This is a genomic window from Ruegeria sp. AP12 (genome assembly GCF_056540025.1).
This window is the reverse complement of record NZ_JBQFVZ010000001.1, coordinates 1,532,533-1,557,696: the sequence shown is the minus strand read 5'-3', so window position 1 is coordinate 1,557,696 and position 25,164 is coordinate 1,532,533. Positions and strand designations below refer to the sequence as shown.

Below are 25,164 nucleotides of genomic sequence, written 5' to 3'. Positions count from 1 at the left end.
TCATGCCGCGCTTTGGCGGATCCGAACCTGATTGCGGCCTGCTCTTTTCGCGGCATACAGCGCCTCATCCGCTGATTTCATCAGCCTGTCCACAGGCTCGGGCCGTGTATCCTGCGACGCATATCCGGGCGAGGCGTGTTTGAGGCCGATGCTGATCGTAACCGGGATCGGGTCCTGTTTGTCGGACAGGTGAAAGGGTTGTTGGCAAATACTGTCACACAGCGCTTCTGCCAGTTTTACGGCCCGTGCGCGGGTCATGTTTGAGGCCCCGATCATGAACTCTTCACCGCCGATGCGGGCGACAAAGCCGGTGTCCCCCAGAACCCGCTGCATCCGGGTCGCAGCCTGTGTCAGCACCATGTCGCCGCTTGCATGCCCATAGCGGTCGTTGATCGCTTTGAAATGGTCCAGATCGGCCAGCATGATCGCAAAGCCGCGCCCGGACCTCAGCGATTGGCGGGCGATCTGCTCGATCGCGTGCATCCCGTAGCGTCGGTTGTGCAGCCCGGTCAGCGGGTCGATCCACGAGTCGGCGATCCCGCGTTTCAGCGAGGCGCGCATCTGATCGATACGTGTTTTCCGGGCAAGCTGGTTTGCCAGTCGCAGCTGAATTTCCTGCGGGCAGAAGCCGCCAAGGCAAACGGCATCCGCGCCACGATCCAAAGCCTCGGACGCCATGGCGGCATTGGTGTCGTCCAGTACACCGATCAGAACTGTGTGGCGCGTCGCGCTGCGAGATCTGAGGTCGGCGAGAATATTCAAACCGCTCGGGCTGGCATCCAATTCGATCACGACGGCGTCCGGGGTCGGGCCGGACAAAAGCGCCTGTAGATTGGATTGCGTGTGCCAGCTGACAATGTGCCGTGTCTGATGGGACAGGGCCTTGTTCCATATCGCGCCGGTTCGGGGTGTCAGCGACAGAATATCGACGCGCGCTGGCTTGTGTGGCGTGAGAAATGCCGTGGCTTGTTCCGCGAATCCAATGGTCTGAGGGGTGTCGTTGACGTGAAGGTCCTGCGTGTCGGCCCGCGCCCGCAACAGGCTGCGAATGCGGGCCAGAAGCAGCGTATCCTTGAACGGATGGGTCATCACATCGTCCAACCCGTCTTTCAGCGCGCGCAGGCGGGCGGCCTTATCATTCTGCGGCGCTAGCGCCACCACCGGCACATCGCCCAGCTCGGGCTCGTTCAGGATCAGCTTTTTGACGTCCGCGGCCGTCCCGTCCGGCAGGGTTTGCGCGGTCAGAACCAGATCGGGCCGTACCCGCCGCAGCAAAGCCCGCAGCCCCTTTAGCTTTTCCCCCTGAACCACGTGATACCACGCCGCCGTCAGCTGAACCTTCAGCATAATGCGGTTGGTTGATACCCCGTCGAGGACAAGGATGGTTCCCTGCACGGACATAGTCGCTCACCGTTGATTGCATGCGTCAACAAAGTGTTTATGAGTCTGGTTAACAAACCCTTTCCAAGACCGAATCCAGGGCCGGTTTATGTCACTTTCTGCCGATTCTGCCGAAACGCTTGCGCTGACCGCCCTTGGCTGGCTGGTCGGAAATGAAGAGCTTTTGCCTGTATTTCTTGGCTCAACCGGCGCTGCGTCTCAGGATTTGCGGACCAATGCGGGCGACCCTGCGTTTTTGGCATCCGTTCTGGATTTCCTTCTGATGGATGATTCGTGGATCATCGCGTTTTGCGACGCGCATTCGGTCCCATATGCCCAACCCGCCCAGGCCCGCGCGGTGCTGGCGGGCGGTGAAATGCACTGGACCTAACCCTATCTCAGCAGGAGCCTGCGATGCCCATTGATGCAATCGTCTTCGACAAGGACGGCACTCTGTTCGATTTTGCCAATACGTGGGGGGCGTTCGGGCGGTCGCTGCTGATGCGCCTGAGCGACGGTGACCATTCCCGCGCCGCAGAGTTGGGGGGATTGATCGGTTATGACCTTGAACAGGGAAAATATACCGAAGACAGTATCGTCATCGCAGCCACGGTCGAAGAGATTGCCGAGTTTCTGCTGCCTCATGTCGAAGGCTATACGCTTGCCGAACTGGTAGATCTTATGAATACCGAGGCCGCGGCGGCCACTCAGGCCCCCGCCGTGCCGTTGGAGCCGTTTCTGGATGGTCTGCGGAAATCCGGCCTCAAACTTGGCGTTGCGACAAATGACAGCGAACACCCCGCGCTTCGGCACCTGGAGTCGGTGGGTATTCGCGATCATTTCGACTTTATCGCGGGGTATGACAGCGGCCATGGATATAAGCCCGGGCCGGGGCAGTTGCTGGCCTTTGCCGCGCATGTCGGCGTTGATCCGTCGCGTATTGCCATGGTGGGTGACAGCCTACACGACCTGCAGGCCGGGCGCGCCGCCGGAATGGTGACCATTGGTGTTCTGACAGGCCTGGCCAAGGCCGAGGTACTGGCCCCGATGGCTGATGTGGTTCTGCCGGATATCGGGCATATCCCGGTCTGGCTGGCGCAGAACTAACCTTTCCGACCCGAAATTCGGCATATCGGGATAAGAAACCGACATTTTCTGTCGCAGACAGAGCGGCTGCCGGACGGTCTTCAAGGCTTGCTTGGGATAAGCAAAGCAGGAGGGGACGATGGCCGACACAAGTACTCGCAAACGGCGCGGCGGCGGCCGCGCCGGGGCCGCCGCCCGACGCGGAAGCGCCGTTATCGATCAGATGCCATGGAACCCGCCGGTCAACACCGACCGACCGACCGAACCGCTGGGCCCCGAAGGGATCGAGGCGATCCATGATGGCGCGATGCGTATTCTGGAAGAGATCGGTATCGAGTTCTACAATGACGAAGCCGTTGAGATCCTGCGCAAGGCCGGGTGCACGATAGAAGGCGACAACGTTCGGATGGGCCGCGATTTCGTGATGGAGATGGTGGCCAAGGCCCCCAGCAGTTTCACGATCACCCCCCGAAATCCTGAACGCACGATTGAAATCGGCGGCAAGAATATGGTGTTCGGGAACGTCTCGTCGCCGCCGAATTACTGGGACATGGAGATCGGCAAGAAGGTTCCCGGCAACCGCCAGATGTGTCGCAACCTTCTGAAACTGACGCAATATTTCAACTGCATTCACTTTGCCGGGGGCTATCCGGTCGAACCCGTGGATTTGCATGCCAGCGTCCGGCATCTGGATGTGCTGTATGACAAGTTGACACTGACGGACAAGGCCATGCACGCCTATTCGCTGGGCAAAGAGCGGGTCGAAGACGTGATGGAGATGGTGCGGATCGCAAGCGGCCTGAGCCACGACGAATTCGATGCCAGCCCCCGGATGTATACCAACATCAACTCGACCTCGCCCCTGAAACACGACTATCCGATGATCGATGGTTGCCTGCGTCTGGCGCGGCGGGGGCAGGCGATTGTGGTGACGCCATTCACGCTTGCAGGCGCGATGGCACCGGTGACGATGGCGGGGGCGGTGACGCAGTCGCTGGCCGAGGCGCTTTGTGCAATCGCGCTGTTCCAGTATGTCCGCCCCGGCACGCCCTGTGCGATTGGGACGTTTACCTCGAATGTCGACATGAAAACCGGCGCTCCGGCCTTTGGAACGCCGGAATACATGCGCTCGACCCAGATGACCGGGCAGATGGCGCGGTTTTATAATCTGCCGATGCGATCCTCGGGCGTTTGCGCGGCGAATGTACCGGACGGGCAATCGGTTTGGGAGACGTCAAATTCGCTTTGGGCGGCGGTACAGTCGGGCACGAACATGGTGTATCATGCGGCTGGCTGGCTGGAAGGCGGCCTGATCGCAAGCCCCGAGAAATTCATCATGGATTGCGAGGTTCTTCAGCAAATTCAACGCTATATGGACCCCGAAATTGTCGCGACCGGCCCGGATGAGATCGCCGTGGACGCCATCCGTTCGGTCGGGAATGACGGCCACTTCTTTGGCATCCAGCACACGCAGGATCGGTACACCACGGCGTTTTATCAACCCTTCCTGAGCGACTGGAAAAACTATGAAGGTTGGGAGGTCGCAGGCGGCATCTGGACAGCCGAACGGGCGCATCACATGTTCAAAGAGATCATCACCAGTTTTGAGCCTCCGGCGATGGATGACGGAATTCGCGAGGAGCTGGCCGAATTTGTTGAACGTCGCAAAGCGGAAGGCGGGGCACCCACGGATTTTTGACCTTAGACCGTCTTGCTTGACCGGATTCTCGGCAAATCGGGCAGATTTTGGCTATTTGTTAAGGATTGTCAGACCACAGTAGGGTGAAACCAATCTGGGGCACCCTATGCATGGTCTGATCAATCGGGCGATCCAATCCTTTGTCTGTGCGACTTATGGTCAATCGTGCTGGCTGCGCGTGACCGAGGCGACGGGGCTGGGGTTTCACGAGTTCGAGCCCATGTTGATCTATGGCGAAGACGTGCTGGCGCAGGTTCTTGACGCGTTGAGCCACGATCTGGGGCGTCCGCAGCCCGAAATACTCGAAGACGTCGGCACCTATCTGGTCTCGCATCCCAATATGGAGGGTTTGCGACGGCTGCTGAGGTTTGGCGGCGTCAGCTATGTCGAGTTCCTGCATTCGCTGGACGATCTTGCGGATCGCGTCCGCCTGGCCGTGTCGGACCTGACCTTGCCAGCCTTGGAGTTGCGGGAACGTTCTGCGACCGAATATCAGTTGCTGTGTTATTCGGGGTTGCCGGGTTATTCCAGCGTAATGGTCGGGGTCCTGCGGGCCATGGCCGACGATTATGGTGCGCTGGTGATGCTGTCGCATGAGGGGCAACAGGACACGGCCGAGGTTATCTCAATCATGTTGGTGGAAAGCGCCTTCGCGGAAGGGCGGCATTTCGATTTGGGGGCGCGAAACGGATGACAGAACCCGAGGATCTGGCACATCTGCTGGAAACCCTGTGCCCGATGTTTCTGCTGCTGGATGAAGGCGGGAGAATCGAACGGGCCGGGCCTACCCTGCAAAAGCTGCGCCCGGACATGCCTCTGATCGGAAAAAGTTTTTTGGACGTGTTCCAACTGATCCGCCCGCGCACCGTCACCACCATTCCGGCGCTGATGTCCATGGCCGGGGCGAAGCTGCATCTGAAGTTTCTTGATGAACCCCGAACCGCCCTGAAAGGGCTTGTTGCGCCGTTACCGAATGGGCGCGGGGCGGTGATCAACCTGTCATTTGGCATCTCGATCCTGGACGCGGTGCGGGATTACGCCCTGACCAGTGCCGATTTTTCGGGCACCGATCTGGCCATCGAACTTCTGTATCTGGTCGAGGCGAAATCCGCCGCGATGGAGGCATCGCGGTCCCTGAACCTGCGGTTGCAGGGCGCGATGCTGGCCGCCGAGGAGCAAGCCTATACCGACACCTTGACCGGCCTGAAAAACCGCCGCGCGATGGATCATATGCTGGGGCATCTGGTATCGGCCAACGCGTCGTTTGCGCTGATGCATCTGGATCTGGACTATTTCAAAGCCGTGAATGACCGATTGGGTCACGCCGCCGGGGACTATGTATTGCAGCAAGCCGCCCAGATCATGGTCGAGGAAACGCGGGGCGACGACACCGTTGCGCGTGTCGGCGGCGATGAGTTTGTGATTATTTTCAAGGGCCTGACCCGAGAGGATGTGTTGGCCTCCATCGCCGCGCGCCTGATCGCGCGATTGAATGAGCCGATGATGTTTCAACAACAGCCCTGCCGTATTTCCGCAAGCATCGGAACGGCGATCTCCACCCAGTTCGATGCGCCCAAAGCGGCAGAGATTCTTCATGCCGCCGATCTGGCGCTGTATCAGGCCAAGCGGGAAGGGCGATCCTGCCATCGACTGTACTCAACGCTGTTGCAAGCGCAGTCGTGAGTTGACCCTTGTCAGGCGGCCTCGAAGGCGGCGCTCAGTTTCCGGGCGATCTGGAGTTGTATGGGCGGAAGCTCTCCGACCACGGGCAACAGCTGCCCTTGGAACCCGGCGCGGTCCAGTTCTTGCGGGACGTCTTCCAACACGTGCCCGCCTGTGCAGGCAAAGAAGGGCAGGCATATGGATTTCTGACCCACGCTGCTCGCTGCATCGGCAATTGAAGGGGGTTCCTCAACAAAGCCCACGTGAATTGATTTGAAGGCAAGAATCTCACCCAGTGTCTTTGCAAAATCCTGCGTCACGATCGCAGGATTGCGGCTGCGCCCCGATCCGTGGGCGGCGATCACCAGATCTGTTTTTGACGCCAGCCATTGGTTCGCGACCAACGCATCCTGCAGGGCCGAGGCCGCCAGATTGGCCAATTCCGGGTCAACGCCCAACGGGTCCAGAATCTGCAGGCCACGATTTCCGACACGTTTCGGCAGGGCGCTGGTGACGAACCAGCCCTTGGCCATGAACAAAGGGTAAATCACTGCGTTACCGGGCAGGCTATCCATCATGGCCTCAAGCGATCCGGGGGCCGCGAGGGTGGCAGAGTGCACCGATACACCGGTCGCCACGGCGTCTACCTGCGCGGCAAACCGCGCCAAAGAGGCCTCGGCCGGATCGGGATCCGAGGGTTGACCATGGGCAACAATAATGGCGTGCGGCATATCGGCTCCTGTTCTTGGGCGATAGCTGTGTCGCCGGGCCTGCAAGTCAAGACAGGTGTTAACCCAAAACGGCCAGCCAAAGCCAGACGGTCAGGATCGAAACGCCCGTTCCGATCAGAACGGATGAAGCGGCGACCCGTTTGGCGCGGCCATACATATTGGCAAAGATATAGGCATTGAAACCCGGTGCCATGGCCGCGTTCAAAACGCCCGAGCGGAACAGGTCCTGCGGCAGTCCGGTGGATTTGCCGAAGATCCAGACAAGGCTTGGGTGCAGCATCAGTGAGATGCAGCACACATAGGCAATCGTGCGCAAATCGCCTTCGGGCTTGTATTTGACCAGCACGCCGCCCAGTGCAAACAACGCCCCGGGCAAGGCCGCGCGGGTCACAAGGCCAAGCGCTTCATCGACCACGCGGGGAATGACAAGGCCCGAGAGGTTGACGACAAACCCAAGCGCAATGCCCAGGATCAAAGCGTTCTTGAACATCGCAGACAGGACCGAGCGTGCCATCCGCGCGCCGCCATGGCCGCGATTTCGGACGATCTCCATCACCGTGATGCCGACGCCATAACAGAAGGGCGAATGGAACGCGATGATCGCGTAGTTTCCGGTCAGGTTTTCAGGCCCATAGGCACGCTCGGTTATCGGCAGGCCCAGCAGGACAGAGTTCGAAAACAGGCAGCAAAAGCCGATGGCGACGCAGTCTTCCCACTCGCGCCCAAAGATCAGCCGCGCGCCGAACAGCCCGGCGGTGAAGCAAAGCGCAGCGGCAGAGTAGAAGCTGGCCAACAGGCGCGGATCGAAACTGGCGCTGAGGTCCAGATGCGCGATGGCCAAAAACAGCAGGCAGGGGATGGCGAAGCCCTGCGTGAATTTCATCAGACCATCGACATGCACTTCTTTGAAATAGCCCGATCGTGTGGCGGCATAGCCCGCACCGATGACCAGAAAGACCGGCAGGATGACATCAATCAGGCTTTGAAGCATTTCGCCCCCCGGCTTGGCGGTATCCGGATTGCGCGGGGCAGGTCCTTACAGCGCCTGATGGATCACCATCCCGTCATAGGCGGGGGTGATGTGGTCGGCGGTCTCGGCCTCGACGGTCGCATAGTCCAGATCGATATGCATATTGGTCAGTACCGCCTGTTTCGGTTGCAGCTTTTCAATCCAGCCCAGCGTCTTTTCCAGATGCGCATGGGTCGGGTGCGGCGTGCGGCGCAGGGCGTCGATGACAAGGCAATCCAGCCCCTCCATCGCAGGCCACGCGTCGTCGTAGACCTCGGCCACGTCGGGAAGGTAGGCAAGGTTGCCCATGCGAAATCCCAGCGCGTCGATTGAGCCGTGATTGACCTTGAACGGTTGAAAGGGGATCGGGCCACCGGGACCGTCTACTTCGAAAGCGCCGTCAATGGATTTCAGATCGAGGATCGGCGGATAGGGTGAGCCTTCGGGTTGGATAAACGCATATCCAAACCGTCCAAGCAGGGCGTTTTGCGTATCGCCATCAGCCCAGACCGGCACGCGGGATTTCATGTTGAAGACAATCATCCTCAGATCGTCGATGCCATGCACGTGGTCAGCGTGAGAGTGGGTATAGACCACCCCGTCCAACCGACCGGTGCCGGTATCCAGCAACTGGCTGCGCATGTCCGGCGTTGTGTCGATCAGGACCGATGTGATGCCATCTGGTCCGTCCCGCTCCACCAGCATCGAGCAGCGGCGGCGGATATTGCGCGGGTTCGTTGGGTCGCAATCGCCCCATTGCCCGCCAAGGCGCGGCACGCCGCCCGAGGACCCGCAGCCCAGAATGGTGCACCGCAGCTGATTCATGCAGCGGCCTTGTACAAAGCGGCCTTCGAGAACAGGCGGTCGAAATTGGCCTGCGTTTGCGCGGCAAATGCGGCGTAATCCATGCCGAACACCTCGGCCCCCTTGCGGGCTGTGTGCGCGGTATAGGCAGGCTCATTGCGTTTGCCGCGATAGGGCGGCGGGGCCAGGTAGGGCGCGTCGGTTTCGACCAGAATGCGGTCCACGGGCGCGGCGGCGAAGATGTCGCGCAACTCCTGACTTTTGGGGAAAGCAGCGATGCCGGACATGGACAGGTAGAACCCCAAATCCAGAGCAGCCTTGGCCAGCTCGGCGGAGGACGAGAAGCAATGCATGACGCAGGAATAGGGCGCGTTGCGGTATTCCTCGGCCAGAATGCGGGCCATGTCGTCATCGGCGGCGCGGGCGTGGATGATCAATGGCAGGCCGGTGCGCTGGGCGGTTTCGATATGGATGCGCAGCGATTGTTTCTGCACCTCGGCGCTGTCGGCGGTGTAGTGGTAATCCAGTCCGGATTCGCCGATGCCCACGAATTTTGGGTGTTGCGCCAAAGCGACCAGTTCATCGACCGTTGCCATTGGCTCGTCTGCGGCACTCATCGGGTGGGTGCCCGCGGCGTAGAAGACCGGAGCGTAGGCCTCGGCGATGGCGCGGACGGAAGGCTCGTTGCGCAAACGGGTGCAGATCGTGACCATGCGGGTCACGCCTGCCTCGGCGGCGTTGGCGATGATATGGTCCAGTTGCCCCTCGAAATCGGGGAAGTCCAGATGGCAATGGCTGTCGGTGATTTGGGGGGTGTCGCTCATCTGCTCTGACCGGCGGTTTCCTGTATCTTGAACACCGTATCTAGAACCAAAGCGGCAGGGTCAAGGTTCACCGCCTGACCATGGCGTGCGCGGGCCGTGATTGTCGCGGCGACCTCGGCCCAGCGCCGCGCCTGATCGGGTGAGGCCGACAGGCGCGCGAGCGTCGCGGCCTCGTTCGGGGCGGCCTCGGGCGCGGGTGGGGTGCCGGTGGCGCCGGTCAAGGCAAGGCGGGACAGGGCGACGTCAATCAATGTCAGCAGCAATTCGAACCGATCTGCTGCGCCGCGCTGGGCGGCGGCTTCGGCAAGTGCCAGCGCGCGTTGGCGGTCCATGCGGGGCAGGGTGCCCAGAATGGCGATCAGTTCGGCATAAATCTCCAGCCCGCCAAGATTGATCAGACGCACGGCATCGCCGACCGACCCGGCAGCCAGCGCGGCCAGATGATCCGGCTGCGCAGGCGGTTCCGCCCCGGTCTGCGCCAGTGCGGCCTGCATGTCCTCGGGCCCCAGCGGCGACAAGCGCAGGGTCCGACACCGCGACCGTATCGTCGGCAACAGGCGCGAAGGTTGGTGCGAGATCAGCAACAGCGTGGTCCGCGCGGGCGGTTCCTCAAGCATTTTCAACAGCGCATTTGCGGCGCTGACGTTCAACTCATCCGCTGAATCGACGATGACCACACGCCGTCCGCCATCCGCCGAAGACAGGCCGAAGAACTTGCCCAGCTTTCGGATGTCATCCACGACAATCTCGCCGCGCAACCGCCCCTGATCGTTTAGCGAACGTGTAATGGCCGCCAAACCGGGCTCCGCCCCCGCCATGATACGGTGCGAGACCGGATGATCCGGATCAATATCCAGTGTTTCAGGGGGCGGAGGCGCGCCAAAAAGCCCACCGTCATCAGCAGGGGGCGTTGCCAGCAGGAACCGCGCGATCCGCCAGGCCAACGTTGCCTTCCCAACCCCGCGCGGGCCGGTCAGAAGCCAGCCATGGTGCAGCCGGTCCGAGGTGTAGGCGGTCAGAAACGCCTGTTCCGCCGCGTCCTGCCCGAACAGGCGGGCGGTTTCACGCGGATGCGGCGCGCCGGGCGCCTGATCTGGGGTTGGGGTGTCGTCGCTCATCGTCTATCGCAGGGCTGCCTCGACGATATCTCTCACATCCTGTGCGACGCTGTCCATGTCGCGATTGCCATCGACGACGCGGAACCGGTCAGAGAATTCATCCGCCAAGGCCAGAAACCCGGCGCGCATCTGTTTTTGCAGGGCTGGGCCGAAATCCTCGAACCGTTCCTCGGTGCCTTGACGGCCTTTGGCGCGGGACAGGCCGGTATCCGGGTCCATGTCGATTAACAGGGTCATGTCCGGTTCGCGCCCGATCATCAGATCATGCAACTGATCCACCAGCCCGCGCAGATTGCCGCGCGACAGGCCCTGATACATGCGTGTGCTGTCGGCAAAACGGTCGCAGATCACCACCATGCCATCGGCCAGAGCCGGTTCGATGGTCCGCTCCAGATGGTCGCGGCGGGCGGCGGTGAACAGCAACAACTCGGTTTCCGCCGACCAGCGATCGGGGTCGCCTTCCAGCACCAGCCGACGGATTTCCTCGGCCCCCGGCGAGCCGCCGGGTTCACGCGTCAACACCACCTGATGGCCATCGTCGCGCAGATACTCGGCCAGCATCCGGGCCTGAGTTGATTTGCCTGATCCGTCTATGCCTTCAAAGGTCAGGAATAACCCGCGTTGCGTCACATCGACTCCAGCGGGTTATTGATCACGTCTTTCAGGACAATGCCGCCCACTGTCATCATGCGCACCACGAACCCGCCCAGCGGTACATCTTCGGCCGCGACCAGAGGGCGGCGGATTTCGGGCAGACCTTCGGGTTTGATCACCAGTTCGGCCAGTTGCTGGCCCTTGGTGACGGGCGCATTGATCGGGCCCTCATAGACCACCTCGGCCTCGACATCTTGCGCACCCAGAACGGGGAACAACACGTTCAGATCACCCTCGGGCACCAGACCCACGGTCTTTTTTTCGCCCATCCACAGCTTGGCTTCGGCTATCGGCGCTTCTTCGGTGGCAACTGTCCTCTCGACAAAATTTCGAAACGACCAGTTAACCACGGCCTCAGCCTCCTCTGCCCGCTGCGCGGTACTGTCGAGACCCGATAGCACGAAAATCACCCGGCGGTCGCCCTGTTTGGCCGAGCCGACAAGGCCATAGCCCGCCTCTTGCGTGTGGCCGGTTTTCAGCCCGTCGGCCCCGATGTCCAGCCGCAGCAGGGGGTTCCGGTTGCGTTTGTTGGACGGTGCGCGCCCGTCAAATTCAAACTCTTCTTCGGCGAACAGGGGGTAGTATTCCGGGAAATCCGTGATCAGCCTGTCGGCCAGAACCGCCAGATCATGCACCGACATCATATGCCCGGCAGCGGGCCAGCCGTTCGAGTTGGCAAAGTTCGAATTGTCCATACCGATTTGCTTGGCGCGCTGGGTCATGTAGCGGGCAAACCCCGCCTCGGTGCCATCGGGGCTGAGCGCTTCGGCGATCACCACACAGGCGTCATTGCCCGAAAGCACGATGATCCCGCGCAGCAGGTCCTCGACCGTTACGCGATCCTGCGTGTTCAGGAACATGGTCGAGCCGCCATAGCTCATTGCATGTTGGGACACCGGCAGGGTTTCCTGCAGGGTCAACCGCCCGTCGCGCAGCGCTTCGAACGCGACATACAGCGTCATCAATTTTGACATCGACGCCGGAGGCAAGGGTTGATCGGCGTCTTTCGACAGCAGAACCGTCCCGGTCGTCTGGTCCATCACATAAGCCGCGCGCGCCGAGGTATCGAACGCGTGCGCGGGCAGGGCCAGAACGGCCAGCCCAAGGGTGAATACGGATGTTCGCAATGCGGATAGCACGGGGGCGCCTCCTGTTATCAGTTGGACACGGTGAACGCGTCGGTAAAGCCCAAGGCCTTCACGTCGCTCTGGATAGCCTTGCGTTCCGCGCGGGTCGCGGCGGGGCCGACCAGAACCCGCCAGACCGTTTTGTCTTCGGTTTTCAGTTCGCGCACGTCGGCGGTCATGCCGTTCTTGCGAACCTTGTCCGCTGCGGACTTGGCATTGGCCTCGACGCTGAACGTGCCGACCTGAACGAAGGGTTTCGACAGGTTCGAGGGGGCCGCCGCCGTGGCCGCCGCAGCGGCTGCCGGTGTAGGTTCGGCTGCTTCAATCGCGGCGGCTGCGCCTTCGATCGGGTCCAGCGGCGTCTGGGTGATTTCGTCTGGCTGCTTCTTTTGCCACCACTTGCGCTTGGCTGGCTTTTCGGGCGGCGGCGCGACCGGAGCATCGGACAGGCCCGGCGCGGCGGCTGCACTGGCTTCCGGTGCAGCGGCATCGACCGCCGTCTCTGCCACGTCCTCAGCTGCGGACCCTGCTGCTGCGGCGGCGGCACCGGCTGCGCCTGCCGCGGCTGCGGGTTCCTTACGTTGCCACCATTTCCGCTTGGCGGGCTTTTCCTCGGCCGCGGTATCCGGCGCGGTTTCGGCTGCCGCGACCTCGGCCTCGTCACTGGTTGTTTCCGCTTCGGGGGCGGGTTCCTCGGCAGGTGGCTTCTGTTCGACCTCTTCGCGGCGCAGGGCAACGACACTGACGCGGGTTGGGGCACCGGCCAGCATTCCCAATTCCTCTGCTGCCGCCGAGGATACCTGCAGCGCCGGACCCGGCAAATTGCGTTCCCGCCGGAACAGCGCGCCGGTGATGGTTTTGTTGTTGGCGGTGTTCTTGATCAGCACGCGTTCGGGCTGCTTGACGTCAGGATGTGCGACCCAGATACCGCCCAGCGATGGACGCCCGTCCCACAAACCTGCCTCGGTGACGGAAAACACATCCGGCGCCTCGACATCACGTTGCGAGGCGCTGGTGACCTGAGGCAGCAACTCGATCTTCGAGTCGTCCCCGGATTTTGCGCCATCTTCAGACGCGTTCTGTGATTGTAAAACTTCCTCACACCCGGACAAAACGGTCAAAGTCGCAGCCAAAACAGCCAGTCCTCGCGATCTTGCGCGTGTCTGTGTTGCTCGCTTCATCTTTTCATCCCTTGCCTGAAAGGGCCTCGTTTTTCCGAGCCCCGCCGCAGGGCCGGTTCTGCGCGCCAGCCTGCTACGGTCTTACCGCCAGAGCATAACGCGGGCGAGGTGTCATGGAAAGACTGCTGCGCAGGCTTCGGCAAGATTTCCCGATTTCGACTTGCCTCTGATTTCAGTTGGCCTTAGACCCTGCCTTCGACGGGGAGGTGGCAGAGTGGTCGAATGCGGCGGTCTTGAAAACCGTTGAACGTGAGAGCGTTCCCAGGGTTCGAATCCCTGTCTCCCCGCCACTCATACCTGTCTCACTTCAGTTGTATTTTCTGATCCGGAATTGTTACGCAATTCCCGCGCGTTGGCGCATGCGCTTTTAATCAGAGACGAAGCAAACCGTACATTCAGAGGACAATTCAGGCGCCAGTCTCAGTGTCGCATTTTAGCGGGGTCGCTTTGGGCTGGATTTCCCTGATAACCTGCAATTTACAGGGAATTTTCGCAAACCGGGACTGACTTCCGTCATTTCTTCTATCAGAACTGTATGTTTCTCAGAGGTTTATGTTGCAAATTCCCTAAAATGTGGAACAGGGAATTTCCTCGTGCGAACAGGGAATTGTTCCGCCGGATCAGGGAGGGCGAAGTCTGTATCAGGGACGCAGGAGCTGGAGATGTCAGAAGCCGAACAGGCGTTCCTGTTCGGACCATTCAAGTGGGTGGGTCACGCTGACCAGACGCTTGAGTGTGAGTTCGGGCGGCTGGGTCCCGTCGAGAATCGCCGTTTGAATTTTTGGTGAGAGAAAGGCGAGCTGAGCACGGGTGCGGATGAAGGCGTCAGGGACGCTTTCGCGGCGGGCAATCTCCATCAGTTGAACTCCGGCCTTCAGATCACGGGCCCAGCCATGTGCGCGGATCAGCATGGACCGGAGGTGGGGATCAGGTTGGGGTGCCACGTCCCCGGCAATGACCTTAGCCTCGACGCCGCGGCGGCGCAGATCGAAAGATGCGGTGACGTGGGTGAGATCCGGGTGCAGATGATCGGCGGCGATGCCAAGTGCGCTTGCCAGAGTTTTGGGGTTAAATTCGAGGTCGATCTGTCCTCGTGCAAGTTTGCCTTTGGCCAGAAGAGCAGCGCCGATCTGACAGCCATGGCCTAGAAGCCGGGTTACTAAATCCGCAACTGAAGTCTGAACTGCCTCGGCTGACCCGGCCTCCGGCTGCGCCAGTACTTGGTGCGCCGCGGCGGCGTCTTGCAAATGTCTGACGATGACATCAATGACCGCGTTTTCCAGCGCAGGGCCGGGCAGTCGCCAGCCAGAGATATCCTTGCCGCCTGAGATCAGTCGATTGGAGATATAGTAGCGCAACCGTCGGCCTTTGCGCGTGGTGTGGGTCGGCGTCAACCGATCACCAGTTTCGTCATACAGCAGACCGGTGAGCCAGGCCCCGGGGTCAGTGGAGTGTTGGCGCGCATCGGAGTCGCCGCGTGCCCGCGAGCGGTTGGAGGCCTGTCGCATTTTTTCCTGCACCCGGTCCCAGATGTCCTGATCGATGATCGCCGGATGTTGTCCGTCCCAGATCTTATCCTTGTGGCGGATTTTTCCGAGATAGACCGGATTGCGCAGCAGGTAATAGATTTGACCCCGTGACAGCGGACAATCCCCCTTCACACTGCCATCTGTCCGAACAACCCGTTTTGACCGCAGGTCTTCTGCCTTTGCCCGTTCTTCTACTTTGCGCAGGCAACCAAGCTCGTCATAAAGCCCAAAGAGATGCCGGACCGTTCTGGCCTCCTCTTCATTCACCACCAGCGTTCTTGCCTTCGGATCGGGGTGGCGATCATAGCCCAGAGGCAGGTTGCCACCCATCCAAAGCCCCTTCTTCTTCGACGCTGCAATCTTGTCGCGAATACGTTCGGCGGTGACTTCCCGTTCAAACTGAGCAAAGGACAACAGCACATTCAGCGTTAACCGGCCCATGGAAGATGAGGTATTGAAGGCCTGCGTGACGGACACAAAAGAACAGTTTGCCTGTTCCAGCCGGTCGACCAGCTTAGAGAAGTCGGCAAGCGACCGGGTCAGCCGGTCAATCTTGTAGACCACCACCATGTCAATACGCCCGGCATCGATCTCTTCAAGAAGGCGCTGAAGGGCGGGTCGCTCTAGGGTGCCGCCCGACAGGCCACCGTCATCGTAGCGCCCGGACAACAGGGTCCAGCCTTCATGTCGCTGGCTTGCGACATAGGCCGCGCAGGCCTCATATTGCGCATCCAGCGAATTGAAGTCCTGATCCAGACCATCTTCTGAGGACTTGCGCGTGTAGATGGCGCATCGGATTTTACGGCGCGGGCTCATTTGGCCGCCTTGCCGGTGAGCCCAAAGAAACGCGGCCCTGACCAATGCGCGCCGGTAATCTCTCGGGCGATGGCCGAGAGTGAGCGATAGGACCGACCGTTCCAAGTGAAGCCGTCTTCTGTAACGTCGACTACATGGGTCACACTATTCCACTCGCGTAGCAGGCGCCCGCCGGGTTTTAGGGCAGGGCATGTAGGCCGGGGTTTCTTCCCAGAGCCCTTTTCCAGCGTGGCTTTGACCTGCCGGGGTAGCCCGCCGTGACGGCGGGACTGCATCTCAAAGGCGATAAAGCGGCGCAGAAAGGGTTGGCTGAGCATGGCGGGGGCGGGTTGATCAAACAGTTGCTGCCAAAGCGTGACCAGATCCGATCGTCCCATGACGGCCAGATCGGCAACATCGCTAGTCTTGGTCATGACTCTTCTCCTGTTCCCACAGTCAGGTGATAGGTGGAAGAACCATCTGGTTTGTCGGATGTCCGCCTTTCAATTGTGACGCCTTTTTTCCGCAGGCCGCTTAGAGCCGCTCGGACCGAATGAAGCTGCCACCCCGTTGCTTTGCAGAGCGCCTCAAGGCTGGCGCCGCTCGGGCGACGCAACAAAGCTTGAACCTTGTCAATTTTGGTTTGCTTCCGTTTGGACATGAACTGTCTCCTCTGATCTTGGGTCAGCGAGATGCCGAACCCCGGTACCGAGGAGCGCCCGAATGGCTCGGGCGTAGGTTCAGTGATGCGTGGTTTACGGCAACAGTCCAGCTCTTTCTGAAACGATTACTGGAGGCGTGTGTTTTGAAGTGCGACGCTGCCGTACCACCGATTATTCGTTAACAATCTTAATTGGTTACTTTTAGTTTGGGGGGTTGCGTCTCGTATTGATGGCACCTACATTCGACCTAATCGCCCGGACTATCGGGGCGGGAAACTGCTCCCGCAGGCAGCACTCATTGGAAACACAGGTTTCCGCAGAGAGCATTCAAAGGAGCAACGTCTCGGATCGATTGGTCCGGGGAGTTGCGATTTGTGCTCTCTCCGATTTTCCAACGCGATCCCTCCATCTCGACGTCCGCGCGGCGTCACGCAAAAGGAGGCGGTTATGCCTGCTAAAAACACACACAGCGACGTCCAGGCGTCCAATACGCCTATCTGGATGGCCGAAAAAGTTATCCAATCCCAGATCAGCCAGATCAAGCCCTACGCCAACAACAACCGCGTGCACGCGGCCAAGAATGTCGACAAACTGAAGGCATCGGTGGCCCAGTTTGGCTTTGTCACTCCGATCCTGTTGGATGGTTCGGGCACAATCATCGCGGGTCATGGCCGCTATGAAGCCGCCAAGGCCCTGGGGTTGAATTCCGTACCGACTGTTGTCGCGGATCACTTGTCAGAAGCGGAAGTGCGCGCTCTGCGCATTGCGGACAACAAGCTGGCGGAATTGTCCGACTGGAACGAAGCTGCTCTGCAGATTGAGTTTGCCGAGCTGATGGATCTCAGCCTTGATGGCGAGCTGGATTTTGATCTGGAAATCATGGGGTTCGAGGCACCGGAGATCGACATCATCATCGATAGTGCGGGCGAGGCCACGGAGACGGAAGCGGAAAGTGTAGAGGCCCCGGACCCTGCGGCACCCGTAATCACGGAGCCGGGCGACCTCTGGGTTCTCGGAGATCATCGCATCTTCTGCGGGGATGCCCTTCAAGCCCAGAGCTACGACACCTTGCTGGAAGGCGAGCGCCCGCAGATGGTCTTCACCGATCCTCCTTATAACGTGCCGGTCAATGGGCATGTGCGGTCCGGCAATAGCGCCGAACACCGCGAGTTTGCCATGGCGTCGGGGGAAATGTCGGATAGCGAGTTCCGCGGCTTTCTTTCAGGCGTGATCACCCAGTTGTTTGGCTGTCTGCCAGACGGGCGTATTGCAATGATCTGCATGGACTGGCGTCATATCGAAGAACTGATTGCGGCGGGCAAGGCAGGTGGTTTTGATCTCATCAATCTCTGCGTCTGGAACAAGACCAACGGGGGAATGGGCAGCCTTTATCGCTCCAAGCATGAGTTGATTTGCATTTTCAAGAAGCCTGGTGCGCCGCACATCAACAACGTCGAGCTGGGCAAACACGGGCGCAACCGGACCAACGTCTGGGATTACGCCGGTGTGAACAGCTTTGGGGCGGGGCGCGAAGCTGACCTCTCAGATCATCCCACGGTGAAACCGACAGCTTTGGTGGCGGATGGCATCATGGATGTGAGCCATCGCGGCGATGTTGTTTTAGACGCCTTTGGCGGGTCCGGGGCGACCTTGCTGGCAGCAGAGAAAACCGGGCGGCGGGCGCGGCTCATTGAGCTCGACCCGGCCTATGTCGATGTCGCCATCCGCCGTTGGCAGGAGATGACTGGTGAGAACGCCGTGCACGCGGTGACCGGCCAGACGTTCGATGCGCATTCTGCGGCAACCGATGCCACTTCAGAGCTGGAGGCGGATCATGTCTGACGATACGAAAGACTACGAGGTGGGTTTCGGCAAGCCGCCCAAAGCGACCCGGTTCAAGAAAGGCCGCTCTGGCAATCCGAAAGGGCGGCCGAAAGGTGCCAAAGGGGTGAATGCCAGCTTGAAACGCGAATTGGAAACCAAGATTACGGTTCGCGAAGGCAGCCACGAAATCCGGATTTCCAAGGCTGAGGCAATTGCCAAGCGGTTCACAGCAGGCGCGTTGAAGGGCGACACGAAATTGTTGATGGCGCTGCTTAAGCTGGACACAGATCTGTTCAACGCAAGTGAATTGGACGCGCAAGAAAGCGTCCGTGCGGTTGAGCCGGACGCTGTCGACTACGACATCCTCCGGGATTTCTTTTCCAGCCAACTGGACGGTGACGGTGATCTGGAAAACGAGGAGGCGGAAGATGACGACTCCTGATCCAAAAATCGTCGTGCAAGCCGCTCGCGAGGTTTGCCGGGACAATTTCTTTCCCTTCGTGTGGCGTGTGTTTGGCACGCTGCACCAGGGGGTTGACCGCGGCTTTGATCCGGCCTGGCATGTGCGTGCAATGTGCCATGAGTTGGACAACGTACGCATCGGCGAGAACAAGCGGTTGATCATCAACATTCCGCCCCGGTGCCTGAAATCGGTCACCGTGGCTGTTGCATATGTCGCTTATCTTCTCGGTCATAACCCCAGCGCCAAGATCATCGTTGCCAGCTATGGGTTGGATCTGGCGCGCAAACATTCCGAAGATTGTCGTCGGATCATGTCTGCGCGCTGGTACCGGGAAATGTTCCCTGAAACGGTCTTGGCTAGAAAGGGCAATACCTCAGAAGAAATCCGCACCACAAAGGGAGGCAGCCGTAAGGCTGTCTCCATTGGAAGTTCTGTCACCGGTCATGGCGCCGACTACATCATCATCGATGACCTGCTGAAAGCCGGAGATGCCGGCTCCGAAGCCGAGCTGATCAAGGCACAGGAGTTCATTGAGGGGACCTTGTTGTCGCGCTTCGACAATCCGGCCGAAGGGCGCGTGGTTATGGTTGCGCAACGGTTGCACGAGATGGATCCGCCGGGCTATCTGCTCGAACGCGGGACATATCGGCATCTGAATCTGCCTGCCATCGCCGAAGACCATGAAGTGGTTCCTCTTGGGCGTGGAAGGGTCATTCACCGCAAACCGGGTGATCTCCTGTGCCCGTCCCGTTTGGATCAGCAAACGCTGGATACCAAGCGTCGCGAAATGGGCGCGGCCGTGTTCAATTGCCAGTATCAGCAGAACCCCATTGCTCCCGACGGGTCGCCCTTGCGCTGGGAGTGGTTTGGCACCTACGAGACCATCGAAGATCGCCGCTGGTTCCAACTGGTGGTTCAGAGCTGGGATACGGGCATGTCGGCAGACCCCCGGTCTGATTTCTCTGTCTGTACAACCTGGGGGTTCCGCGAAAATGCGTGGTATCTTATCGACGTCTGGCGCGGGCAGGTAGACTACCCAGACCTGAAAGCCAAGGCACTGCAACTGGTCGGCCGTTGGGATCCCGATCGTGTCCTGATCGAAGATGCGGCCTCCGGCAAACCTCTTTTGGACGAATTGTTTCGTGATGACCGTCGGCGCTACGAACGCATTAAACCCGACAAGGACAAGGAAACCCGGTTCCAGTCCGCTTGCGGTCCTGTCGAAGAGGGCAAGGTTTATCTGCCTGCAGATGCATCCTGGCTGCCGGTATTCAAACGGGAGCTTCAGTCCTTTCCACGCGGACGCAACGACGATCAGGTCGACAGCTTTGCCCACTTTCTGAACTGGTCCAAGGGACCGGGCTTCTACCGGGCATTGGGCCGCGACCACCGGATCAACATCGAACGTCGGGAGCGTAATCGAGAGAGGGTCAGGCGACGGTAGGATCTCGGAGTTGAGCTTGAAAACTCGTTGAATAGTACTGGGAGGGCCGATGTCGGACCAATCCTGAGAGCGGCCCCAATGACCGCTCGCAGCCACAAACCGGTCTAATCGCTAATGCCGTCGGATGACGGCTTTGAGCCCTGAGTCACGGATGCTGCAGAGCGGGCAAATGTCCGCTCTGCAATTCCTGTGAAGAATTTGGCAAGCTAATAGAGATTCGTTGTCTGCTTAACGCCGAGAGCAAACGGCGCACCGTTTGGATCACACAGGATGGGGCTATCGGCTTGAACGGTTTCATTATCATTCACAGAAGCCAGACGCGCCCCTTTGGTTTCGGCAGCACGGGAGGCATCGGAGACTGAAGCAACCTTGATGCAAGGAACCCAAGATGCGTTTGAGGCAGTTGACCAAGTCGCGGCATGCTGGATTGCAACAAGTTGGCCCTGAGGCTCGAGGAGGGTGACGCAATCCTTGCCCCGCTGGGGAGAAACCTGCCATCCGAAGAGTTCGATGTAGAACGCTTGCGGAAAGTCATTCCCGTTGCTGACATACACTTCAGGGCCGAACTGCCTTTGCGGTACGGGGAAAGTGTGCCGAGACAAAGAAATCCCCACTAGAGCACCGAGCGGATCGCGGACGAGCGCATTGCGACCGACACCCGGCACCTCGAATGGCTCCCGAACGATCTTACCTCCGAGTGTACCGACGCGGTTGATCGCTATGTCCACATCGGGAACTTCGATGTAAGAGATCCAGCCATTTTCCTGCTCCAGGGGCGTCTCAATCAATCCCGCACCCGCTTCGTCACCGGAAAGGGCAAGGACGAAATCCTGCTCGCCGCCACCCCATGCAAAATCCGATGCCCGCTCGACTTCATACGTCCAGTTGGCGACGTGCTGGTAGAATGCCATCGAACATGTCCTGTCCGATGTGAAAAGGTCATGCCATACGAATTGACCTGCTTTCGACTGTGTCATCGTCTTACTTCCTGACATCTTTGAGCTTTTTGACACCGCGGACCATCTTCCCGAACGCCTTGTCGCGCGACCTTCGTTCCGCAAGACTCGCGGAATTGAAGGCGTCTTCGGCCATGAGCTTGCGCCATCTGCTAAGACGACCGCCATCAAGAGCACCCTCATCGATAGCCTTCAGAACAGCGCATCCCGGCTCGGATTCGTGCTGGCAGTCCCTGAATCGACACCGCACGGCCAACTCCTGAATGTCGGCAAAGAGATCATCAATGCCGTCAGCTGCATCGGTGAGCTGCAATTCCCGCATACCCGGGGTGTCCAGTATCAGACATCCATTGGGCATTGCATGGAGCTCGCGCCGCGTTGTCGTATGCCGCCCCTTGGCGTCGTCCTCGCGAATAGATTGGGTCTCGATGGATTGGCTCTGGAGCAATGCATTGGCTAACGTCGATTTCCCAACGCCAGATGAGCCGAGAAACGCCACCGTCTTGCCGGGCCTGCACCAAGAAGTCAGTTTTGTCCGGGGCGCGTCTCCGCGGGCGTCAAGTGCGACCACATCGATCATGTCCGACACCGTGCGGGCCGTGTCGATGTAGCTTTGCGAGTCCGTCAGGAGGTCGGTCTTTGTGACGACGATGACAGGCGTGATCCCTGCCTCAAAAGTGAGAGCTGCATAGCGTTCCAGCCGGGCCACTTTGAAATCCTGATTGCAGGACGTGACGATAAAGGCGGTATCAATGTTCGCCGCGATCAGTTGTTCCTGCCGGTCGGTTCCGGGCGCACGCCGTTTGATGAGGCTCGTGCGCTCTAGAACCCGACTGGATCGCGGGCGCAAAGGATCCAGCATCAGCCAGTCCCCTACAGTTACATCGGCTCTGGGCGGAAGTATCGTATCGATGCCGTCACCGAGGGCGTGCAGGCCATTGCGATGCACTTCGACAATTCGAACGGGCGGTGTCACCGACAAATCTTCTACGCTGATCTGCTGGGCGAAAAACGGTTGCCATCCCAATGCCTGAAGAGGGTTGAAGTCGGAGTGTCTTCCGGCGTTGCGTGCGCGAAGCGGAAGGAAGTCTGAGTAATCCCTTATCATAGGGTGTCACTTTCATGTCTCTGGCCCAAGTCTGATCTGGGCGCTGTTGGTGAGAAAAAAGTTTGCACATCAAAACTCACCGTCGGCCATAATGTGACGGTGTTTCTTCAGATGTTGAATGTGCTCCGGGAGGCGCGCTGCCTCCCTTCCTTACCGGGACATGAAATCTCCATTTCAGATTATGTGCACATAGGATGAACGCGTGCACAACACAACAGTTGACGGCTGATTTGGAACTCTTCTTCAGTTACCGTAGCAGCAATTCAACAGGAAAAAGACTATGTCAGCTTTGTCCGCTGAGCAGTCATTTCACGAATAACTACTTCGAGCCTATACCCCCCAAGAAGCCGCGCTATGGCGAAGGTCTGTTTTTGCGCTTGGTCGGCAGCATCATGCTTCCGCGTGCTTATGGTCGGTCATTTCCCGGCGCTCAGCCAAGGCTTGGCGCACAATTTGGAAGGCAGACGACAGAAAGAGCCCGGCCATGACGGTTGCCACGACAAGATCAGGCCAACCTGTTGACGTGCCCCAGACACCAAGTGCTGCAAACATCACTGCCACGTTCCCAATCGCGTCATTGCGCGAACACAGCCAAACCGACCGAACATTGGCATCACCATCTTTGTAGCGGACCAAAAGCAAGACGCTTGCTAGATTGGTAAGCAACGCGAGAAAGCCGACGCCCCCCATTATCTCTGCAGTTGGAACGCCCACAAAGAAGACGCGATAGACAGTCGATCCGAACACCCAAAGGCCCATCATCAGAAGGCTGATGCCTTTGAACAGTGCTGCATTCGTTCTTGCGCGGAGAGAGGCCCCGATAACAGCAAGCGAAATGCCGTAGGTGAGCGCATCGCCTGCGAAGTCGAGTGCGTCTGCCTGGAGCGCTTGGGATTTGGCCAAATGACCCGCTGTCATCTCGACAAAGAACATCGTCGCGTTGAGCGCGATCACGATCCAAAGCCGTCTTTTGTAGTCATCTGAAACACCGTCAAACTTGGCGTCATGTCCGCAGCAACCAGCCATGGGAATCCTCTTTCATCTTTGGTTGTTCATGATGTAATGTCTCTAGCGACTAGAGGTTCAAGAGGTTTCTTCATGTTTTCCATTGGCGAGCTTTCTAAGCGCACAAAGGTCAAAGTTCCGACCATCCGGTATTACGAGGAAATGGGACTACTGCCCGAGGCAGAGCGCACGTCAGGCAACCAAAGACGATACGACCAAGCTGGGTTAGAGCGGCTGAGCTTCATCCCCCATGCGCGTGATCTTGGGTTTTCAATTGAAGCAATTTCTTCGCTGATCGAATTGCAGGAGCACCCCGACCGGTCGTGCGAGGCTGCGACGGATATCGCAACATCTCAACTTGAAGAGGTCCGCACCAAGATCAAACGCCTCCGAACACTTGAAAAGGAACTCAACCGGATATCGAAGGGCTGCAATGGTAAAGGCGTTTCCGAAGACTGCTACGTATTAGCATCGTTGGCCGACCACGGCTTGTGCGACAGAGACCACTAGAACACCGAGGGAAGCGGACATTTGACCGCTAAAAGTTAACGGCAGCTAAGTCCGCAATTCGGACATAAAGCCTATTTTGCTGAATGCCCGGTCTCGGTGAAAGCAGACATCGCACAATATCACCTCGTTTTTCGACTTAAATGTCTGCTGCTGCCGGGTGCGGGCACTGTTGTGCGCTGAGTGGATGGCGGCAAAGTCCGCGCCACGAACCGGTCTAATCGCTAATGCCGTCGGATGACGACTTTGAGCCCAAATTGGATCGGTTCATTTTCTTCCTACTTGGAAGTTAGCCATTTTCGTTTTGGGATGTCGTGACCGGCAGGCGATTTCGGACCAATTCCACGAACCACTCGACGCCCGGCACGATTGCATCGTCGTTAAAGTCGTATTCGGGGCTATGCAATGGGGCGCTATTTCCGTTTCCAATATTGACAAATGCACCCGGAGCTAACCTTAGCGCCTGTGCGAAATCCTCAGAAGCTCCCATGCGATGCGCTTTAGAGTTGGTTTTGCCAGGTCCAAATACTGCTTCTGCAGCTACTATTGCGTGCTGAGTTGCACGATCGTCATTAACTAGGGGGATAAACACCCGATCGTAGCGTATCTCGGCAGAGCAACCATGAGCTTTGGCTGTACCTTCAGCGATACGGCGCATGGTTTCTTCGATCTGCAAACTAACGTCGTCACTGAAATGACGGCAATCGCCCTCTATTGTGGCCTCGCTGGCGATCGCGTTCTTCACGTTGTCACCCTCTATCGACGTAACGGAGACTACAGCAAGTTCAGCTGGGTCAATCACCCGAGCCACGATAGTTTGCAGTTCGCTCACAATCGAACAAGCGCATAAGATTGCATCTTTACAATCGTGTGGACGAGAAGCATGTCCACCACTACCACGCACGACGATCCGGAACCCATCTTCCGCCCCCATGAAAGGCCCGGATCTCACTTCAAACGATCCCACCGGCAATCCGGGTTTGTTATGTAAGCCGTAGATCTCGTCGAACGGGAAACGCGACCCGAGGCCGTCACGGATCATCGCGTTCATTCCCTGACCCCATTCTTCAGCGGGTTGAAACACAAATTTTACGGCACCGTCAAAACCGCCTTCACTGGCCAAGACCGCCGCCGCACCCAGCAGAATGGTAGTGTGCCCATCATGGCCGCATGCGTGCATGAGCCCTGGTTTAGCCGAGGAGTAGGACAGATTAGTGGTTTCCTGGATCTTCAAGCAGTCCATATCAGCGCGAAGCGCGATTGTGCGGCCGCCGGTTCCAAGGCGCAACGTGGCAACAACGCCCGTGTTGCCTACAGCCGTTTCAATCTCCTCGATGCCAATCTCACGTAGTCTTTGGGTAACAAAGCGTGCGGTGTCCTCTTCTTCGAAACCAAATTCAGGGTTTCGATGCAGGTGTTGTCGCCATTGACGCATTGTCTCGTCGAGTTCAGCGGAAACTGAGTAGTCGTTCATGTGATCTATCTTTCGTCACGTTCAGCGAAACAGCAATAGCTTTTAACCAAAGCCGTCTTTGTTCGCATTGTGGTCGTTCGCATTGTGGTCGTTCGCATGACTTTGGTGATTGTTCGCACCGA

The 25,164-nt window shown here is 58.9% G+C and carries 25 protein-coding genes and 1 tRNA gene; 10 read left to right on the top strand and 16 right to left on the bottom strand.

The genetic code is table 11. From position 1 onward, the window contains the following. Positions 1 to 1,401 carry a diguanylate cyclase gene (locus ACR0E6_RS07630; RefSeq protein WP_480582092.1) on the bottom strand — a complete coding sequence of 467 codons (1,401 nt, stop codon included), beginning with the start codon at positions 1,399 to 1,401 and terminating at the stop codon, positions 1 to 3. 88 nt (positions 1,402 to 1,489) lie between these two features. On the opposite strand from ACR0E6_RS07630, the gene ACR0E6_RS07625 reads away from it, so the two are divergent. The 5 genes from ACR0E6_RS07625 to ACR0E6_RS07605 all read left to right on the top strand — a co-directional run bounded on the left by ACR0E6_RS07625 (position 1,490) and on the right by ACR0E6_RS07605 (position 5,848). Continuing rightward, positions 1,490 to 1,771, top strand: a complete 282-nt coding sequence (locus tag ACR0E6_RS07625; protein ID WP_480582089.1) for a DUF3572 domain-containing protein — start codon at positions 1,490 to 1,492, stop codon at positions 1,769 to 1,771. A 23-nt stretch (positions 1,772 to 1,794) separates the two neighbouring features. After that, positions 1,795 to 2,487 carry an HAD family hydrolase gene (locus tag ACR0E6_RS07620; protein WP_480582086.1) on the top strand — a complete coding sequence of 231 codons (693 nt, stop codon included), beginning with the start codon at positions 1,795 to 1,797 and terminating at the stop codon, positions 2,485 to 2,487. Positions 2,488 to 2,605: 118 nt separating this feature from the next. Beyond that, entirely contained in the window at positions 2,606 to 4,165 is a 1,560-nt protein-coding gene (locus ACR0E6_RS07615) for a trimethylamine methyltransferase family protein (protein WP_480582083.1), read from the top strand. 106 nt (positions 4,166 to 4,271) lie between these two features. Beyond that, positions 4,272 to 4,859, top strand: coding sequence for a heme NO-binding domain-containing protein (locus tag ACR0E6_RS07610; RefSeq protein WP_170734391.1), 588 nt, complete (start codon positions 4,272 to 4,274; stop codon positions 4,857 to 4,859). After that, positions 4,856 to 5,848 carry a diguanylate cyclase domain-containing protein gene (locus tag ACR0E6_RS07605; RefSeq protein ID WP_170451877.1) on the top strand — a complete coding sequence of 331 codons (993 nt, stop codon included), beginning with the start codon at positions 4,856 to 4,858 and terminating at the stop codon, positions 5,846 to 5,848. Before ACR0E6_RS07610 ends, ACR0E6_RS07605 begins: the two co-directional genes overlap by 4 nt. An 11-nt stretch (positions 5,849 to 5,859) precedes the next feature. On the opposite strand, the gene ACR0E6_RS07600 is transcribed toward ACR0E6_RS07605, so the two are convergent. Genes ACR0E6_RS07600 through ACR0E6_RS07565 form a run of 8 tightly spaced genes read right to left on the bottom strand, consistent with a single transcriptional unit; the run spans position 5,860 to position 13,227 of the window. Next, positions 5,860 to 6,558, bottom strand: coding sequence for a CbiX/SirB N-terminal domain-containing protein (locus tag ACR0E6_RS07600; protein ID WP_480582079.1), 699 nt, complete (start codon positions 6,556 to 6,558; stop codon positions 5,860 to 5,862). A 58-nt stretch (positions 6,559 to 6,616) separates the two neighbouring features. After that, positions 6,617 to 7,549: an AEC family transporter gene (locus ACR0E6_RS07595; RefSeq protein WP_170451866.1), complete on the bottom strand. Its 933-nt coding sequence runs from the start codon at positions 7,547 to 7,549 to the stop codon at positions 6,617 to 6,619. A 45-nt stretch (positions 7,550 to 7,594) separates the two neighbouring features. Continuing rightward, positions 7,595 to 8,392, bottom strand: a complete 798-nt coding sequence (locus ACR0E6_RS07590; RefSeq protein ID WP_480582076.1) for an MBL fold metallo-hydrolase — start codon at positions 8,390 to 8,392, stop codon at positions 7,595 to 7,597. Next, on the bottom strand, positions 8,389 to 9,195 hold the full coding sequence (locus tag ACR0E6_RS07585; RefSeq protein WP_170451862.1) for a TatD family hydrolase: 807 nt from the start codon (positions 9,193 to 9,195) through the stop codon (positions 8,389 to 8,391). The genes ACR0E6_RS07590 and ACR0E6_RS07585 overlap by 4 nt, the downstream gene beginning before the upstream one ends. After that, positions 9,192 to 10,313, bottom strand: coding sequence for a DNA polymerase III subunit delta' (locus tag ACR0E6_RS07580; RefSeq protein WP_480582073.1), 1,122 nt, complete (start codon positions 10,311 to 10,313; stop codon positions 9,192 to 9,194). The genes ACR0E6_RS07585 and ACR0E6_RS07580 overlap by 4 nt, the downstream gene beginning before the upstream one ends. 3 nt (positions 10,314 to 10,316) lie before the next feature. Then, positions 10,317 to 10,943 (bottom strand): dTMP kinase, encoded by a 627-nt coding sequence (tmk, locus tag ACR0E6_RS07575; protein WP_170451857.1) that lies wholly within the window; start codon positions 10,941 to 10,943, stop codon positions 10,317 to 10,319. Next, complete coding sequence (locus ACR0E6_RS07570; RefSeq protein ID WP_170621417.1) at positions 10,940 to 12,106, bottom strand: D-alanyl-D-alanine carboxypeptidase family protein; 1,167 nt, start codon at positions 12,104 to 12,106, stop codon at positions 10,940 to 10,942. Before ACR0E6_RS07570 ends, tmk begins: the two co-directional genes overlap by 4 nt. A 17-nt stretch (positions 12,107 to 12,123) precedes the next feature. Further along, positions 12,124 to 13,227 (bottom strand): SPOR domain-containing protein, encoded by a 1,104-nt coding sequence (locus ACR0E6_RS07565; RefSeq protein ID WP_480582069.1) that lies wholly within the window; start codon positions 13,225 to 13,227, stop codon positions 12,124 to 12,126. Between the two features lie 248 nt (positions 13,228 to 13,475). Here ACR0E6_RS07565 and ACR0E6_RS07560 point away from each other — a divergent pair. Then, positions 13,476 to 13,565, top strand: a tRNA-Ser gene (locus ACR0E6_RS07560). Between the two features lie 375 nt (positions 13,566 to 13,940). On the opposite strand, the gene ACR0E6_RS07555 is transcribed toward ACR0E6_RS07560, so the two are convergent. From ACR0E6_RS07555 to ACR0E6_RS07545, 3 genes are read right to left on the bottom strand one after another with little or no spacing between them, the layout of a single operon-like run. Next, positions 13,941 to 15,620 (bottom strand): recombinase family protein, encoded by a 1,680-nt coding sequence (locus tag ACR0E6_RS07555; protein ID WP_480429043.1) that lies wholly within the window; start codon positions 15,618 to 15,620, stop codon positions 13,941 to 13,943. Continuing rightward, complete coding sequence (locus ACR0E6_RS07550; RefSeq protein WP_170464512.1) at positions 15,617 to 16,033, bottom strand: DUF2924 domain-containing protein; 417 nt, start codon at positions 16,031 to 16,033, stop codon at positions 15,617 to 15,619. The genes ACR0E6_RS07555 and ACR0E6_RS07550 overlap by 4 nt, the downstream gene beginning before the upstream one ends. Beyond that, positions 16,030 to 16,260 (bottom strand): DUF3489 domain-containing protein, encoded by a 231-nt coding sequence (locus ACR0E6_RS07545; RefSeq protein WP_170554399.1) that lies wholly within the window; start codon positions 16,258 to 16,260, stop codon positions 16,030 to 16,032. The genes ACR0E6_RS07550 and ACR0E6_RS07545 overlap by 4 nt, the downstream gene beginning before the upstream one ends. 448 nt (positions 16,261 to 16,708) lie before the next feature. On the opposite strand from ACR0E6_RS07545, the gene ACR0E6_RS07540 reads away from it, so the two are divergent. From ACR0E6_RS07540 to terL, 3 genes are read left to right on the top strand one after another with little or no spacing between them, the layout of a single operon-like run. Next, positions 16,709 to 18,103, top strand: coding sequence for a site-specific DNA-methyltransferase (locus ACR0E6_RS07540; RefSeq protein WP_480582066.1), 1,395 nt, complete (start codon positions 16,709 to 16,711; stop codon positions 18,101 to 18,103). After that, the gene (locus ACR0E6_RS07535) at positions 18,096 to 18,527 is read left to right on the top strand and encodes a DUF5681 domain-containing protein (protein WP_170463294.1); all 432 of its coding nucleotides are present in this window, start codon (positions 18,096 to 18,098) and stop codon (positions 18,525 to 18,527) included. Before ACR0E6_RS07540 ends, ACR0E6_RS07535 begins: the two co-directional genes overlap by 8 nt. Continuing rightward, positions 18,487 to 19,992 carry a phage terminase large subunit gene (gene terL, locus ACR0E6_RS07530; RefSeq protein ID WP_480582063.1) on the top strand — a complete coding sequence of 502 codons (1,506 nt, stop codon included), beginning with the start codon at positions 18,487 to 18,489 and terminating at the stop codon, positions 19,990 to 19,992. Before ACR0E6_RS07535 ends, terL begins: the two co-directional genes overlap by 41 nt. A gap of 206 nt (positions 19,993 to 20,198) precedes the next feature. On the opposite strand, the gene ACR0E6_RS07525 is transcribed toward terL, so the two are convergent. The 3 genes from ACR0E6_RS07525 to ACR0E6_RS07515 all read right to left on the bottom strand — a co-directional run bounded on the left by ACR0E6_RS07525 (position 20,199) and on the right by ACR0E6_RS07515 (position 23,082). Continuing rightward, entirely contained in the window at positions 20,199 to 20,969 is a 771-nt protein-coding gene (locus tag ACR0E6_RS07525; protein ID WP_480582060.1) for a VOC family protein, read from the bottom strand. A gap of 4 nt (positions 20,970 to 20,973) precedes the next feature. Continuing rightward, complete coding sequence (rsgA, locus tag ACR0E6_RS07520) at positions 20,974 to 22,056, bottom strand: ribosome small subunit-dependent GTPase A (RefSeq protein WP_171181864.1); 1,083 nt, start codon at positions 22,054 to 22,056, stop codon at positions 20,974 to 20,976. Positions 22,057 to 22,446: 390 nt separating this feature from the next. Then, positions 22,447 to 23,082 (bottom strand): cation efflux transmembrane domain-containing protein, encoded by a 636-nt coding sequence (locus tag ACR0E6_RS07515; RefSeq protein WP_170459099.1) that lies wholly within the window; start codon positions 23,080 to 23,082, stop codon positions 22,447 to 22,449. Between the two features lie 72 nt (positions 23,083 to 23,154). Here ACR0E6_RS07515 and ACR0E6_RS07510 point away from each other — a divergent pair, with 72 nt between their 5' ends. After that, positions 23,155 to 23,571, top strand: coding sequence for a MerR family transcriptional regulator (locus ACR0E6_RS07510; protein ID WP_480582056.1), 417 nt, complete (start codon positions 23,155 to 23,157; stop codon positions 23,569 to 23,571). A gap of 286 nt (positions 23,572 to 23,857) precedes the next feature. Here the strand turns inward: ACR0E6_RS07510 and ACR0E6_RS07505 are convergent, their stop codons facing one another. After that, the gene (locus ACR0E6_RS07505; protein ID WP_480582053.1) at positions 23,858 to 25,042 is read right to left on the bottom strand and encodes an amidohydrolase; all 1,185 of its coding nucleotides are present in this window, start codon (positions 25,040 to 25,042) and stop codon (positions 23,858 to 23,860) included. Positions 25,043 to 25,164: the final 122 nt, after the last annotated feature.

What these genes read in the sequence shown, in the direction of transcription:
- ACR0E6_RS07630 (WP_480582092.1), bottom strand. Translation starts at nt 1,401, where the DNA reads ATGTCCGTGCAGGGAACCATCCTTGTCCTCGACGGGGTATCAACCAAC.
- ACR0E6_RS07625 (WP_480582089.1), top strand. Translation starts at nt 1,490, where the DNA reads ATGTCACTTTCTGCCGATTCTGCCGAAACGCTTGCGCTGACCGCCCTT.
- ACR0E6_RS07620 (WP_480582086.1), top strand. Translation starts at nt 1,795, where the DNA reads ATGCCCATTGATGCAATCGTCTTCGACAAGGACGGCACTCTGTTCGAT.
- ACR0E6_RS07615 (WP_480582083.1), top strand. Translation starts at nt 2,606, where the DNA reads ATGGCCGACACAAGTACTCGCAAACGGCGCGGCGGCGGCCGCGCCGGG.
- ACR0E6_RS07610 (WP_170734391.1), top strand. Translation starts at nt 4,272, where the DNA reads ATGCATGGTCTGATCAATCGGGCGATCCAATCCTTTGTCTGTGCGACT.
- ACR0E6_RS07605 (WP_170451877.1), top strand. Translation starts at nt 4,856, where the DNA reads ATGACAGAACCCGAGGATCTGGCACATCTGCTGGAAACCCTGTGCCCG.
- ACR0E6_RS07600 (WP_480582079.1), bottom strand. Translation starts at nt 6,558, where the DNA reads ATGCCGCACGCCATTATTGTTGCCCATGGTCAACCCTCGGATCCCGAT.
- ACR0E6_RS07595 (WP_170451866.1), bottom strand. Translation starts at nt 7,549, where the DNA reads ATGCTTCAAAGCCTGATTGATGTCATCCTGCCGGTCTTTCTGGTCATC.
- ACR0E6_RS07590 (WP_480582076.1), bottom strand. Translation starts at nt 8,392, where the DNA reads ATGAATCAGCTGCGGTGCACCATTCTGGGCTGCGGGTCCTCGGGCGGC.
- ACR0E6_RS07585 (WP_170451862.1), bottom strand. Translation starts at nt 9,195, where the DNA reads ATGAGCGACACCCCCCAAATCACCGACAGCCATTGCCATCTGGACTTC.
- ACR0E6_RS07580 (WP_480582073.1), bottom strand. Translation starts at nt 10,313, where the DNA reads ATGAGCGACGACACCCCAACCCCAGATCAGGCGCCCGGCGCGCCGCAT.
- ACR0E6_RS07555 (WP_480429043.1), bottom strand. Translation starts at nt 15,620, where the DNA reads ATGAGCCCGCGCCGTAAAATCCGATGCGCCATCTACACGCGCAAGTCC.
- ACR0E6_RS07550 (WP_170464512.1), bottom strand. Translation starts at nt 16,033, where the DNA reads ATGACCAAGACTAGCGATGTTGCCGATCTGGCCGTCATGGGACGATCG.
- ACR0E6_RS07545 (WP_170554399.1), bottom strand. Translation starts at nt 16,260, where the DNA reads ATGTCCAAACGGAAGCAAACCAAAATTGACAAGGTTCAAGCTTTGTTG.
- ACR0E6_RS07540 (WP_480582066.1), top strand. Translation starts at nt 16,709, where the DNA reads ATGCCTGCTAAAAACACACACAGCGACGTCCAGGCGTCCAATACGCCT.
- ACR0E6_RS07535 (WP_170463294.1), top strand. Translation starts at nt 18,096, where the DNA reads ATGTCTGACGATACGAAAGACTACGAGGTGGGTTTCGGCAAGCCGCCC.
- ACR0E6_RS07525 (WP_480582060.1), bottom strand. Translation starts at nt 20,969, where the DNA reads ATGACACAGTCGAAAGCAGGTCAATTCGTATGGCATGACCTTTTCACA.
- rsgA (WP_171181864.1), bottom strand. Translation starts at nt 22,056, where the DNA reads ATGATAAGGGATTACTCAGACTTCCTTCCGCTTCGCGCACGCAACGCC.
- ACR0E6_RS07515 (WP_170459099.1), bottom strand. Translation starts at nt 23,082, where the DNA reads ATGGCTGGTTGCTGCGGACATGACGCCAAGTTTGACGGTGTTTCAGAT.
- ACR0E6_RS07510 (WP_480582056.1), top strand. Translation starts at nt 23,155, where the DNA reads ATGTTTTCCATTGGCGAGCTTTCTAAGCGCACAAAGGTCAAAGTTCCG.
- ACR0E6_RS07505 (WP_480582053.1), bottom strand. Translation starts at nt 25,042, where the DNA reads ATGAACGACTACTCAGTTTCCGCTGAACTCGACGAGACAATGCGTCAA.